Origin of the sequence: Methanoculleus nereidis, assembly GCF_032944295.1 — an archaeon.
GTDB lineage: Archaea > Halobacteriota > Methanomicrobia > Methanomicrobiales > Methanoculleaceae > Methanoculleus > Methanoculleus nereidis.
In genome coordinates, this window is the sequence record NZ_JABFFQ010000006.1 from 146,073 (window position 1) to 159,399 (window position 13,327).

Here is a 13,327-nt window from a genome sequence, read left to right on the forward strand (position 1 = left end):
CGTCACACCTCACGCTGCCGGCGAAACATCGCCGCGACCTCAGCGGCCGTCGTCGCCTGCTCCGGGCTTTTTTCGTCCCGCCACCGTACGAACCGCGGGAACCGGAGGGCGAGTCCCCGCCGCCGCTCCGGGTCCCAGTTGCAGGTATGGATCGGGCTCTCGGTGATCTCGATCCCGAGAACCTCGACGACACGACGCGGCGCGAACCAGAAGTCAGGCCCCGCCTGCGGGTTCACCATCACCCGCACCGGCTGCCGGTCCACCTTTGCCGCGGCAAGCCGACGGGGCAGGTCTGCGAGGTCAACGTCTGAGAACCCCGTCCCCATGCCGCAGACCGTCTGAAAGAGGTCCTCCTCGGGGTTATAGGCGGCGCAGAGGACCGAACCATAGGTCCCCGCCCGCTTCCCCCGACCGGCGTTGGCCCCGACGATGACCAGATCGAGCGTATCGGAGATCCCGGGAGCATAATCGCTCTTCCACTTGATCCACTGCCACTCGCGCGCCCCCGCCCGGTAGAACGAGTCGTCCGCGCACGATTTGCAGACGACTCCTTCCAGCCCCCGCTCGATGCAGGAGAGATAGAACGCCGTGATCCCGTCGGTATCGCTCGTTACGATACGGTCGGCAGGAGAGATGTAGTTATCCCGGGCGAGGACCTCCTCGAGCCTTGCCCGTCGCTCGGGGTAACTCCGGTAGAGATAGGACTCGCCGTTCAGGTAGAGAAGGTCGAAGGCCCGGTAGGTTGCGGGGATCTCGCCGGCGACCTCACTGACACGGTGCTTCCGGCGCCGCCGCATCAGCGTCTGGAAGGGCCGGTAGGTGCCGGTCTCGTGGTCGAACGCGACCGCCTCGCCATCGAGGATCGCCGCATCAGCCCTGACAGACTGCCGGACGTGGCGGGCGATGTCGGGATACTGGTGGGTGACGTCGGTCAGCCGCCGCGAGAAGAGAGTGACGTCGTCGCCGTCCTTGTGCGCCTGGATCCGTTCGCCGTCGTACTTCTCCTCGACGGCGACGACGGGAGAGCCGATCCGCTCGAGGATCTCTGATATCCGGGCGACCCGCTGGGTGAGCATCGGCCGGATGGGCTTATGAAGGGTAACGGTGATCGCCTGCACCCCAAAAAGGCCCTCCACCCGGAGCGTCCGGGCCACGCGGCCGATATCGGAGGATACGTTGTAGGCGTGCTCGAGGGGCGGGCGCTGTGCTTTCGAGCCCAGGAACGCCTCCGCCAGCGCATCGAGTAGGGTCATATCCCCGACGCCGAGCCGCATCTCCCCGGCGGCGAGGCGCGAGATGTAGCGCCGTTGTCGGGGCGTGGCGGCGGCGAGCAGCCGGGCAAGGAGGTTCACCTTCCTGTCGGCCGAACCCGGGCCGGACGCACCGGCGATCTCGGAGAGGGTCCGGTGGACGCCAGCAACCGAGAGCGGTTCTTCGCCCGGAGCCGCGATCAGCCGGGTGGCGACGTCGCCGTAATCGCCGAGTTCCCGTGCCGCCGCCTCGACCGACGCGGGGTCGGTGCCGGCCGCAAGGGCGATCGCTGCCGCCGCAGTCCGGTCCCCGATGCCCAGGTTCACCTCGCTGTACCCGGGCCCGATCTCCCCGAGCACAAAGTAGCAGACGATCCCGATCTCGTCCGGCGGCACCCCGGCCAGCAGCCGGGCGAGAAGCGCGATCATCTCGTTCCGGGACGATGTCGCCTCAAGCCTCTCGAAACAGGAGGCGAGGGTTGCAAATTTCACGATTACACGGTTTGTTCACTGCCGGGGGCTACTTGAACGTTGCGGTATGCGTCCCCGGGGTTGGATTTATCATCGGCGGCGATGTGGTAGGTGCATGGAACCCCTGATACGGGTCGAACCTCCGGGCGAGAAAGCCCGCGAGGTGCTCCACCGGGACGCGGCAATCATCTCCCCATCGACCATGCGGCAGTATCCCCTCGTGCTCCAGAAGGCGAGCGGCGTGAACCTCCGGGATGTCGACGCCAACCGCTACCTGGACTTTGCGCCCGGGATCGCCGTGATGAACGTTGGCTGGGACCACCCGCAGGTCGTCTCCGCGATCAGAGATCAGGCAGAGTACCTCTCGCACGGGGCGTTCCGGGACTTCTGCTCCGAACGCCCCGTACAGTGCGGCGAAGAACTGGCCGGGTTCCTCCCGGAAGGGCTCGACCGGGTTTACTTCTCCAACTCCGGAGCGGAGAGCGTCGAGGCGGCGATGAAACTCGCCCGGTACCACACAGGCCGGGTGGGGGACGATTCTCTGACACGCGTTCAAGCGTGCCTTCGTCGTCCTCCCCGCGGGAGAATCGGTGATCCGGGCGAGCCCGCCCCTGATCATGGAGGATGTCGATATACAGGACCGGGCCATGGAGAGGTTCTAAAAGGAGATTGATGATATGCAGGAGTCAGGAAAAGTCACCTATGTTTCGCTCGAAACCGATGAGAGTTTTCACGGCGAGTATGAGGGCGCCCTGCTCGCGATCGAGCAGGAGTTCGGGGAGCGCTATCCGATGTACATCGGCGGACGTGAGGTCACCGCTCCCCGGGAATTCGAGGCGAGGTCTCCCATCGACCCGGGCATCCTGCTCGGGACCTTTCCCGAGGGGGGAGAGGAGCATGCCCGGAAGGGTATCGCCGCGGCGAACGAGGCGTTCCGCGATTGGAGCTGCCGGGACTGGCGGGAACGGGTCGCGATCGTCAGGAAGACGGCCGACGCAATGGAGGACCGGCTCTTTTTGCTCGCGGCCCTCCTGACCTATGAGGCGGGAAAGACCCGCTACGAGGCGCTGGCGGAGGTCAGCGAGGCGGTCGATATGCTCCGGTATTACTGCAGGGTCTATGAGCAGAACAACGGCTACATATTTCCCATGCGCTCCCCGGCACCCGGCGAGGAGGTCCGGAGCGTCATGCGCCCGCACGGTGTCTGGGCGGTCATCTCCCCGTTCAACTTCCCCGTCGCGCTTGCCGCGGGCATGGTCACCGGGGCGTTGCTCACCGGGAACACAGTTGTCTTCAAACCGACGAGCAAGACGCCGCTTTCGGGAGTGAACCTCTATCGGCTCTTCGTGGAGGGCGGGGTCCCTGCTGGTGCGATCAACCTGGTGACCGGACACGGGGACCCCTTCGGCGAGGTCGTGGTTGCCCACCCGGACGTTGCCGGGATCGCGTTCACCGGTTCAAAGGCGGTGGGAACGTGGCTGGAGCAGCAGTTCGCCACGGTGCAGCCCTATCGTAAGCCGGTGGTGGCGGAGCTGGGGAGCAAGAACCCGACGATTGTCACCGCGAGCGCTGATATCGAGAAGGCGGTCGAGGGCGTGGCCCGGGCGGCCTTCGGGTTTGCGGGACAGAAGTGCAGCGCCACCTCCCGGGTCTACGTCCATTCCTCGGTTGCAGAACGGTTCTTGCAGGCGCTCCGCGACCGGGCGGACCGGATGGAGGTCGGCGACCCGCGGCGGCGTGAGACCGCGTTCGGCCCCCTGATCGACGACGACGCACGGTTGACCTTCCAGAAGGCGGTCGAGGAGGCGATCCGGGACGGCGGCAGGCTCATTGCCGGCGGAGAGGTGCTCGATGACGGTATATACGGCCGGGGGGTCTATGTCAGGCCTACGGTCATCGCCGATCTTGCGCACGGCCACCCCCTCTTTAAGGAGGAACTCTTCGTCCCGATCCTCGCCGTCGGCACGTTCAATAGCCTGGATGAGGCGCTCAATCTTGCGAACGCGACGGATTACGGCCTGACAGCCGGGATATTTACGGAGGACCCGGCAGAGATCGGATATTTCTTCGACCGGATCCGGTTCGGGGTCGTCTACGCCAACCGGCGCGGGGGAGCGACGACCGGGGCCTGGCCCGGCGCCCAGCCCTTCGGAGGCTGGAAGGCGAGCGGGTCGACCGGGAGGGGGGTAGGAGGCCCATACTACCTCCTCTCGTTCGTCCGCGAGCAGGCGCAGACGCAGGTGACGGAGCGAGCGGGCGGTGGATGAGGATCCTCATCCACCGTTGTGATAAGGACCTGACCGCCGCCGGTAGTTCCATAAGGATGGAGTGCGCTTCCGTCTATTGGAGGGATCGCATGGGTGAGCGCAAGAAGGAATCGATAGGCGAAGTGCTCATTTCAAGGATCATCGGGATTGTTATCTTCCTGATCGTGCTCGCTATCTTAAACATCCTCTCGGGCACCTACGTCCAGTATCCTATCTTCCTCCAGATCGTCGCGTTCCTCAACGCCAATCTAGGCCTCCTCATCCTGATATCGGCAATCTTCCTCATCGGCGACCTCTTCGGCGCCCTTGCGTCCCCCCTGAACCTGCCGGGCCCGGTCTTCGGCGCCGTCGGTGCCGTATTCCTGGTCATGTTCCTCTTCCGGCTCTTCTTGCTCGTCGGCGAGATCACCGGCGTCGAAGTCTTTGCCCTCTTTGAGAGGGCGTTTGCGCTTCCGGTCTACATACTCGTCTTCATTGTCGCGCTCATCGGGGGATACGTCGCGCTCTTTGCCGATCCGTCGCCGGGCCGGGATTGAGCGGGATTATTCAAACCCTTCCGTCTCCTCGAATGTCTTTACCTCGCAATCCTGCAGACTGCCGGTCTTCGGGTCCATGTGGACCATGACAAAGAGTTCGTGTTCGCCGCTCTCCCAGAGAGCGAGGGCCGGTTTATCCTCTTTCGCCCGGAACCCGAGGCCCTCAAGGCCCGCACGGATCCCGTTGTAGGTGGTGTTTGTGGCGATCAGTTCCCGGACCCGGGCCCTCATGGCCTCCTGCTCCTCCCGGTTAATCTCTATTCGTCTGGGCATGCGAGAACCATACCGCATACGCCCAGATAAACCTGACCCGGCACGGACGGTTGAGAAGAGGGGGTTTCGTGGACTGCGCGGAGGAAAGCGCTACCGGGCGTTGTATACGGCGGACTCTCCCTCGCGGCGTTCCAGGTCATCGTAGGCGGCCACTCTGTACCCCGCATATCCGCCCCCGAGGTTCATCTGCAGGAGGACGAAGATCCTGAGAGCAGGATGCACCCAGATCGCGACATCGGCATCGTCCTGCTCCGGTATGAAGTTTAGCGACCGGAGCGCGTCACGGATATCGGCATAGTCGGGCGTCGACTGGATCAACTCCTCGATCTCCACCATCACAGCCCGCTGCTGCAGGGTCTCGATCTCTTCAAGCATGCCACCCCCGATCGGCCACCTCGTATAAAACATGATCCGGGGCCGGATCCGGATAGTAACCGCATATTTTACGGTGCCATCCGGGGGTAACAGTCCGGGCATCGTGGCCGCAGGGCCATGCCGGCAAGGCGGGCGGCTGATGATATGCATAACCTTCATCAGCGAGCTCGTGAAAACATACTGCAACGGAGTCCCGCACGAAAGCCTATGACTGACGACGATGACTCAAGGACGCTGATCCTCGATATCGACACCGACGATCTGCAGGAACTCTCCGAATACCTGGACGTGCTGAGCAGCAGCACACGCTTGAAGATCCTGAAGGTCATCGAACGAAAACCAAAAGACGTCCGGGAGATCTCGTACGAGATCGAGACGAGTTACGAGAACACAAAGAAGCATCTCGACAAATTGCTGAGTATCGGGGTCGTGCGCAAAGAGGCCGGCCTCTCGCGCCCGACCGCAAAAGGGATTCACCCCGTCTGGAAATACTCGCTTGTGCCCGGGGGGCTTGAGGCGATCACGAGGAGCCTCGGGCTCTTCTCGAACCTGAGACTGACACTCACGGACGCCGTGCTCGCAAAGAAACTCGCCGGTGTCCGGGAGACATTCTCGGGAGAGTTTGCCGGGCAGCTCCCGGTCGTCATCCTCCTCGGTGGGGCGGAGGACGGCAACGTCTTCCCGCTCGGGCACGACAGCATCGACATAGGGCGGGCAGACCCGGACGCACCCGGCCGGTCCGGGCAGGCGATCATCCTCAGCGAAGAGTATGCGGCGGTCACCCGTGTCTCAAGGCCACACGCCCGGCTCACCCGCCGCCGGGACGGGGCCTGGGTCGTCGAAGACTGCGGCAGCACGGGGGGCACCTTCCTGAACGGCACGCCGCTTGACCGGGGCACGCGGCGGGAACTCCACGATGGGGATCTCGTCGAACTCGCGAAAGGCGCGCAGGGGGCAACCCTCGTCTTCGTTGTCCCCGGGGGGGTGCCGGTACCGGATGCCGCCTGAACGGGCCGGACGTGCGGCCGCCCTGATCCTCATCACCGCCCTGCTCTTCGCCATCCTCTGCCCCGCCGTCTCAGGCGCGGGAGGACCCCCAGACCACGCGAACGCTTCTCCCCAGGGCATCGAGTCCGCCAGCAAGGCACCGAACGAGAATAAGGGCAGGGATACACCGGAAGAGACGCCAACCCCTCTGCCATCGCCCGAAGAGACCGTTACGCCTGCCGACACCCCAACAGTGGCGACGCCGGAGGCGACAACAACGGATGCCGCCGCCGGCAACAACCCCAACCCGGGCAGGCAGGGGGCCGCCCCCGACTGGTTCGTCGGGTTCACTCTCCTGGCCCTCCTCCTGATCGTCGCCGCCACCGTGCTCGGTGCCCGGTACCTGAAGAGACCGCCCGAGGAGGAGACAGGGTCCGCCGCAACCATCCTTTCCGGTGCACACCGGACCGTGCTCTCCCGCCCGCCAGGATTTCCGCCCGAACTTGCCGAGCGCTACGACCGGGTCGCCTTCGTCGGGAGAGGGGGGCTCGGGCAGGTCTTCTCGGCGGTCAGGCGCGATGACCGTCGAACCGTAGCGGTGAAGATCCCGGTCGTCTACGACGAGGCAACGGGAAAGACCTTCATGAAGGAGATGCGGTTCTGGGAAGACCTTGCCCACGAAAACATCGTGGCGGTTTACTCGGTTAACATCCTCCCGGTGCCGTTCGTCGAGATGGAGTTTCTGCCCCGAACCCTGGAACTGCTGGAAAAACCCCTTCCGGTGGAGACCGCCGCCCGCATCGCTGCCGGCATTGCCGCCGGGCTTGCCTACGCCCACGAACGGGGCGTGATCCACCGGGACATCAAGCCGAGAAACATCCTCCTCGCCGACGACCTGACACCGAAGATCACCGACTGGGGCATGAGCACGACGCTGGCGGCGAGCCGGGATACCAGCATCACCGGGTTCACCCTCGCGTATGCGGCCCCGGAGCAGATCGCCCCGGAACGGTTCGGCCGGACCGATGCACGGACCGACATCTACCAGCTCGGTGCCGTCTTCTACGAAATGGCAACGGGGAAAGCCCCATTTTCCCGCGAAAACCTCGCCGGGCTGGCCGAAGCGATCCTTCAGAAGCAGCCCGTCCCCCCGTCGGAGATCAACCCGGACTTCGCAGGACTCGACCAGATCATCCTCCGGTGCCTTGCAAAAGACCCTGCAGACCGCTACCGGTCCGCCGGAGAGGTGCTCGATGCGATCAGGGCCGTGATGGGCGGCGCAGGGGATGAAAGAACGTGAAAGGCCTTCTCGCCCGGTACCTCGCCCGTGCCAGGGCGATGCGGTTCCACTATCTGCTCGCATCGCTTGTCCTCCTGCTCGCCGTCTACCCGTACGTGAGTGCAGGGCCGAACGGCTCGGCCGCCCTGAAGGTGTTCTCGTCGTTTGTCCTGATCACCGGGGTCTACGCCGTGAGCAACCGCCGAAGACAGGTCGCAATCGCCGGCCTCCTTGCGATCCCCGCCTTCGGCCTCGGTTGGCTCCACATCATCACCGGGAATCCGGCACTCGGCGCTGCCGAGAGCATATTCACGCTCCTCTTCTACGCCTTCACCGCGCTCATCGGCCTTCTGCAGGTGCTCAGGGAGCGCCAGATCACCACCGACACCATTTACGGGGCGGTATCCGTCTACCTGCTCATGGGCCTGACATGGGCAAACGCCTACGGCCTCATCGAAAGCGTCAGCCCCGGGTCGTTCTCGGCCGGGTCGGGGGAGAGTGCCTTCACCTTTCCCACGTTCATCTACTTCAGTTTCGTCACGCTTACGACGCTCGGCTACGGCGACATCACGCCGGTCACCGACCAGGCCCGGTCGCTTGCCGTCCTCGAGATGGTGAGCGGGACACTCTACATCGCCGTCCTGATCGCCCGCCTGGTGGCGGCGGCAGGATGGATGCCCCGGACCGGCCGGGAATAAGGGGATCCGGAAAATGGAGTAAAAGCACTCTTTTCATGATTTGCACGATTAAAACTACGAAAATTCTCGTTGTTAAAGCAAGATATTTATTTTGCCAAATCAAGAGTTGATTGATACCAATGCGAGGAAAAGCAGCACTTCTGGGGATCGCCCTGATGGTCCTCTGCGCCGCGGTGATTGGCAACGTCACCGCACAGTTGCCGGAGGAATCCAGGGACAAACTGATCCACGTATCCGGGACGGGCAAAGTGACGACAACGCCCGACCAGGCCGTCATCGTCTTCGCCGTCGAGACCGAGAACGCCGATGTCAAGACAGCACAGCAGCAGAACGCAGAGAGGATGGATGCCGTGGTCAACGCCTTAAAGAACGCCGGCATCCCGGAGAAGGACATCAGGACCGCCGCCTACAACATCTTCCCGGTGACTGAGAACGACAACAGGGGCCTGACAATTTCGAAGGTCAAGTACTACCGGGTGATCAACACCCTCGAAGTCACGTTAAACGACGTGAACCGCGCTGGCGAGATCATCGACCTCGCGGTCGAGAGCGGGGCAAACAAGGTCAACCGGTTCTCGTTCACCTTAAGCGACGCAAGGCAGCAGGAGTTCCGGTCGCAGGCGCTGACCGCCGCGGTAGCGCAGGCACGGGGCGACGCTGATGCCGTCGCCGCAGCCATCGGCAAGACCATCGTCGACGTCAAAGAAGTCAACGTAGGGAACAACTACATCCCGCTGGTCTACGACAGCCGCCTCATGGGCATGGAGAAGGCAGCCGGCGGAGCGGCCCCGACACCCCTCGAGGTCGGCGAGATCGACGTGACCGCCACCGTCTCCATCTCGTACATCATCTCGTAACCACACCTCTACCATCTTTTTCGTCTGCACACCCGGGGCGCTCCGAACCCCGGACCATCATCTCCCGGTCTGCCTCATCGGGAAGCATAATCTTCGGGAAAGAGAGACCGGAATACCGGAGTCTCTCATGCTTACGATAACCGAAGTCTACAACAACATCCCCTGCCGGGAAGGGCTCACGACGGACTGGGGGTTCTCCTGCCTGATAGAGGAGGCGGGGCTGCTTTTTGATACCGGAGCAAAAGGAGACGTGCTGCTCTCGAACATGCAGGTGCTCGGCATCGACCCTGCAGGTATCCGGTACCTGGTGCTCTCCCACGACCACTGGGATCATATCGGCGGCCTCGAAGCGGTTCTTGCCGCAAGTCCGTCGATGAAAGTATTTGTCCACGACGCCTTCTCGGAGAAGACGCTCGGCCTGATCCGGAGTTATGCCGAACCGCGGATTATCGGGGAATGGACGGAGATCACGGACGGGATTGCCGTGACCGGCCCGCTCGGGACCGGCATCCGGGAGCAGTCGCTCGCGGTCGCCGTGCCGGACGGCTACCTGATCGTCACCGGGTGCGCACATCCCCACATCGGCCGGATCGTCGAGAGGGTATCCCGGGAAGGCGCGGTTTGGGGCGTTATCGGCGGGTTCCATACCGTCTCCGGCGAGGATATCGACGCCCTTGCCGGAGTGGAGTACATCTCGGCATCGCACTGCACCGATAAGATCGGGGAACTCCAGGAGCGCTACCCGGGCTCCTTCCGGCCGGGGGGCGTCGGGAAGGTGCACAGGATAGGCTGAAAAAAGTTATTCGTTCTTTTCGCCAGGCCGCCCCTTCACCTCGAGACCGTCCGCAAACCGGACGGTGCGCTGCGGGAAGGGAATCTCGATGCCGTTCTCTTCGAGCGCAACTTTGATCTTCCAGAGAAGGTCCGTCCGGACATCCCACCAGTTCCGGGCCGGCGCCCAGATGTAGGCGGTCAGGTTGACGCTGTTGTCCCCCAGGTTATCGACGAAGACCGACGGCGCCGGGTTCTTGAGCGCGAAGGGGTGGGTCTCGATGACCTCCTTCGCAATCCGGATCGCTGCATTGGCGTCGTCCGCATACCGGATGCGGATCTCGTACGTGAACCTCCGGGCCGGGTTATGGACGTAGTTGGTGATATTCGAGGTGAAGACCTTCTCGTTCGGGATCCGGATGTAGATCCCGTCGTAGGTCTTGATGACGGTCGAGAGGACACGGATATCCTCGACACTCCCGCTGACATCGGCGACGTTGATGTTGTCGCCGATCCGGATCGGGTGTTCGAACATCAGGAAGAGCCCGGAGATCAGGTTCGAGACGACACTCTGGCTCGCAAAACCGATGACGAGACCGGCGATTCCCCCGGCCACCAGGAGACCGGAGAGGTCGAATTCGAGCTGCGGGAGAGCGACGACGAACGCCCAGACGATGATACCGTAGTAGACCAGTTTCGCGAGCAGTTCGCGCTCGTTCACGGGCAACCGTTCCGCGAGAGCTCGTCGAACGTTTATCGAGACGACCTTCGCGACTGCAACGCCGAGCGCGAGAATAAAGACGAAGTACAGGAGGCGCTCTACGGTGATATCGCCAACGCCGATGGGTATCTCCAGGACCTCCGTCACGTTGAACGTCATGAGAAACCCCACTCCATCAGGTATCCGCGGTCGATAGCCGGGATCTTGCGGGCCGTATACAGCTCGACGGACTTCACCATCCCGGGCCGGAGCGGCGCGTCGACGAAATCCGTCTCCGCCATAGTCCTGGTGAGAAGTTTCATCGTGGCGGTGGCCGCCACGAAGTCACCGTAGTAGATCTTCATATCGGTACTCTCAAAGACAACCCGGGACACCTCTACCCACTCACGGCATGTATTCTGGATGGAGAGTTCCATCACCCCCTCGCGGAAGGGATCGACCTGAGGGATCTCAGGGTAGACCGCGCTCCGGTACCAGCGCGCGATGACCCCGTTCGTCGGCGAACCGTAGAGCGTGTACTTCTGGGTGCCGAAAGCAAAGACGTCCAGCACCTCGATATCCCGCGCAGACTCCACGAAAACACCGATCTCGACGGGAAACTTCAGGTAAACCGTCCGGGAGGCACCGGGCTCGATCATCATCGGGGAGAACTCCACCAGCAGGAAGTCCGTGATCTCCCTGGGGAGGTTGACCGGCTCGACCGGATTGATGACCACCTCGCCCGTATTCGAGACCAGGATCCGCTCGAACGTCTGGCCTTCGCACCTGCGCCGGTAGGTCAGGAGACCGTCGACAGTCTCCGCCTCCACCAGAATATCGCCGCATTCACGGCGAAAAGTGCCCCTATAACGCCCGAACATCAACTATGATCTGCAAATACTCAAATATTAACCTACGCGAAAGAAGTGAACCACCGGCTCCGCGTTCCCGTACCCAATCCAGAAGGACGGATATGAGCGGTCACTTATACAGGTGCTCAAATTAAATGTACCTATAGCGGTAAATCGCGCTTATTTGAGGGGAAGCGATCTGAAAACATATATATAATAAATTCGCTCGACAGTATATTTTGCAGAAGATATATGGACACCCTTTTAAGCGACTGTCCCAGACACTTTTCCAGCGCGTTTGTCCCAAACGGTAATAACCAGGGGGCGCCGTATCAGCCGGCACAGAGGACTCACCCCGAGATCCGGGTGAGGGGGCCCTCTCGCGGCTCTGTGGGGATGGAAGTTGTTCCCGGGTGATGTGCGTGAAGATGAAACAGAAAAGAGTCAGGGAGTCCATGAATCGCAGCCAGATACCCGTGAGTATCTTCGATCACATCCAGCAACCGGCACTCGTTCTCGACTGCGAGGGGCGGGTGGTAGTCTGGAACGACGGCATGGAACGGTATACCGGTGTTTCTGCAGAGGAGATCGTAGGAAAAGGCGATTACATCCATGGGAAGGCATTGTTCGGCGAGATATGCCCCACACTGGCGAACTCCATCCTGACTCACAGCGATGCCGGGAACGACCATTATCGTCTGCTGTCCCATGAAGGTGAAGAGTTGCTCGCCAGGTCGTGCATCCCTCCGGCATCCGGCAGAGAGGTTGTCTGTATGGCCGCTCCTCTCTACGACACCACCGGCAGGCAGATCGGTGCCGTCGAGACCATCCGTGATGCTCCGGAAGAGAGAACGGTCGAAGATTCTCGCGGGGCGTCGGAAGAGCAGGTGCAGATCCTGGCGAAAACGCTCCCTGACATGATATTCACGCTCAACCGCGACGGCATCTTCACCCAGTTCTACTGGACCGGTGCCCGGAATCAGGGAATAGACCCGGAGACGATCGCAGGCAAGACTCCCCATGCCCTGTTCCCGGCAGAGGAGGCGGACTTTCTGGCCGGGGCTGCGCATTGGGTCATCGAGACAGGAGAGGCAGTCTCAGAGACCCGATCGTTTTCATGGCGCGATGAGGTGCGGTCGTTCCAGATCACCATTCACCCCCTGCACAACGCCTCCGGGAAGGCCGTCGCCGCAACCGGGGTCGGCCGTGATATCACCAGGGACCTCGTCTGCGAACGGACCAGCCAGCTCTCCAGCCTCTACCTCGACCTGCTCGGCACCGACATCTACAACACCAGCATGGTCGCGGCAACGATCATCGAGATGCTCCGGGAACGGCTCTCCGGCGAGGAGGCGGAACTCGCTCAACGGGTCAAAAATACGGTCGAACAGGGGATCAACGTCATCAAGAACGTCGAACTGTTAACCGCGCTCAACAAGCACCGTATCCGCCTGGAGCCGACCGACCTCAACAGCATCATCCGCGGCCAGATACAGCGGTATTCAGGCATCGAAATCCGGTATGAGCCGGGGAGTTACACCGTCTGGGCAAACCCCCTCCTCGAACATATCTTATCCAACCTGATCAGCAACAGCATCAAGTTTGGCGGCATGAAAGTCCGGATCGAGATATCCGTCATGGAGACTGCGGATACCGTGACGCTCACCGTCGCCGACACCGGCATCGGCATACCGGATCACTTAAAGCTCAACATATTCGACCGCTTCAGCCGCGAGGGGAGCAAAACCGCATCCGGAAGCAGGGGGCTCGGGCTTCACATCGTCAAGACCCTCGTCAACCAGTACGGCGGACGCGTCTGGGCGGCCGATCGGGTGCCCGGGAAACCGGAAGAAGGGGCTGCAATAAAGGTGATCCTGCAGAAGTGCTAGTGCTCATTGTCTCCTAATTCTCTAATATCATCGGGTAGAGCCGCTTGAGTTTCCTCCTCGCATCGGTTGTGGTAAACTGCCAATCCACGCCTTTCTGGGCCTGATTTCGGCTTCGGTTCCAGG

The 13,327-nt window shown here is 62.2% G+C and carries 14 protein-coding genes; 9 read left to right on the plus strand and 5 right to left on the minus strand.

Translation table 11 applies throughout. The features are described 5' to 3' along the window. Positions 1 to 2 precede the first annotated feature (2 nt). On the minus strand, positions 3 to 1,742 hold the full coding sequence (locus tag HL657_RS09140) for an ATP-dependent DNA ligase (RefSeq protein WP_317296512.1): 1,740 nt from the start codon (positions 1,740 to 1,742) through the stop codon (positions 3 to 5). 94 nt (positions 1,743 to 1,836) lie between these two features. On the opposite strand from HL657_RS09140, the gene HL657_RS09145 reads away from it, so the two are divergent. The 3 genes from HL657_RS09145 to HL657_RS09155 all read left to right on the plus strand — a co-directional run bounded on the left by HL657_RS09145 (position 1,837) and on the right by HL657_RS09155 (position 4,524). Then, complete coding sequence (locus HL657_RS09145; protein WP_317296513.1) at positions 1,837 to 2,394, plus strand: aminotransferase class III-fold pyridoxal phosphate-dependent enzyme; 558 nt, start codon at positions 1,837 to 1,839, stop codon at positions 2,392 to 2,394. Positions 2,395 to 2,398: 4 nt separating this feature from the next. Then, positions 2,399 to 3,988, plus strand: a complete 1,590-nt coding sequence (locus HL657_RS09150; protein ID WP_317296514.1) for an aldehyde dehydrogenase family protein — start codon at positions 2,399 to 2,401, stop codon at positions 3,986 to 3,988. An 89-nt stretch (positions 3,989 to 4,077) separates the two neighbouring features. Beyond that, entirely contained in the window at positions 4,078 to 4,524 is a 447-nt protein-coding gene (locus HL657_RS09155) for a hypothetical protein (protein WP_317296515.1), read from the plus strand. Positions 4,525 to 4,530: 6 nt separating this feature from the next. Here HL657_RS09155 and HL657_RS09160 read toward each other — a convergent pair whose 3' ends face one another. Together HL657_RS09160 and HL657_RS09165 are read right to left on the minus strand one after the other, a co-directional pair. Beyond that, on the minus strand, positions 4,531 to 4,797 hold the full coding sequence (locus HL657_RS09160) for a hypothetical protein (protein ID WP_317296516.1): 267 nt from the start codon (positions 4,795 to 4,797) through the stop codon (positions 4,531 to 4,533). A 90-nt stretch (positions 4,798 to 4,887) separates the two neighbouring features. After that, positions 4,888 to 5,172 (minus strand): hypothetical protein, encoded by a 285-nt coding sequence (locus tag HL657_RS09165; protein ID WP_317296517.1) that lies wholly within the window; start codon positions 5,170 to 5,172, stop codon positions 4,888 to 4,890. A gap of 207 nt (positions 5,173 to 5,379) precedes the next feature. Between HL657_RS09165 and HL657_RS09170 the strand changes: the two genes are divergently transcribed. The 5 genes from HL657_RS09170 (at position 5,380) to HL657_RS09190 (ending at position 9,786) form a co-directional block, all read left to right on the plus strand. After that, the gene (locus tag HL657_RS09170) at positions 5,380 to 6,180 is read left to right on the plus strand and encodes an FHA domain-containing protein (RefSeq protein WP_317296518.1); all 801 of its coding nucleotides are present in this window, start codon (positions 5,380 to 5,382) and stop codon (positions 6,178 to 6,180) included. After that, a complete protein-coding gene (locus HL657_RS09175) occupies positions 6,170 to 7,459 on the plus strand; it encodes a serine/threonine-protein kinase (protein ID WP_317296519.1) in 1,290 nt (429 codons plus the stop codon). Before HL657_RS09170 ends, HL657_RS09175 begins: the two co-directional genes overlap by 11 nt. Beyond that, a complete protein-coding gene (locus HL657_RS09180; RefSeq protein ID WP_317296520.1) occupies positions 7,456 to 8,136 on the plus strand; it encodes a potassium channel family protein in 681 nt (226 codons plus the stop codon). Before HL657_RS09175 ends, HL657_RS09180 begins: the two co-directional genes overlap by 4 nt. 119 nt (positions 8,137 to 8,255) lie before the next feature. Beyond that, the gene (locus HL657_RS09185) at positions 8,256 to 8,993 is read left to right on the plus strand and encodes an SIMPL domain-containing protein (RefSeq protein WP_317296521.1); all 738 of its coding nucleotides are present in this window, start codon (positions 8,256 to 8,258) and stop codon (positions 8,991 to 8,993) included. Positions 8,994 to 9,120: 127 nt separating this feature from the next. Beyond that, entirely contained in the window at positions 9,121 to 9,786 is a 666-nt protein-coding gene (locus HL657_RS09190; RefSeq protein WP_317296522.1) for an MBL fold metallo-hydrolase, read from the plus strand. 6 nt (positions 9,787 to 9,792) lie between these two features. Here the strand turns inward: HL657_RS09190 and HL657_RS09195 are convergent, their stop codons facing one another. Both HL657_RS09195 and HL657_RS09200 read right to left on the minus strand, forming a co-directional pair. Next, positions 9,793 to 10,644 (minus strand): mechanosensitive ion channel family protein, encoded by an 852-nt coding sequence (locus tag HL657_RS09195; RefSeq protein ID WP_317296523.1) that lies wholly within the window; start codon positions 10,642 to 10,644, stop codon positions 9,793 to 9,795. Continuing rightward, positions 10,641 to 11,345 carry a DUF432 domain-containing protein gene (locus HL657_RS09200; protein WP_317296524.1) on the minus strand — a complete coding sequence of 235 codons (705 nt, stop codon included), beginning with the start codon at positions 11,343 to 11,345 and terminating at the stop codon, positions 10,641 to 10,643. The genes HL657_RS09195 and HL657_RS09200 overlap by 4 nt, the downstream gene beginning before the upstream one ends. Positions 11,346 to 11,743: 398 nt before the next feature. On the opposite strand from HL657_RS09200, the gene HL657_RS09205 reads away from it, so the two are divergent. Then, complete coding sequence (locus HL657_RS09205; protein WP_317296525.1) at positions 11,744 to 13,204, plus strand: sensor histidine kinase; 1,461 nt, start codon at positions 11,744 to 11,746, stop codon at positions 13,202 to 13,204. The last annotated feature ends 123 nt before the right edge of the window (positions 13,205 to 13,327 follow it).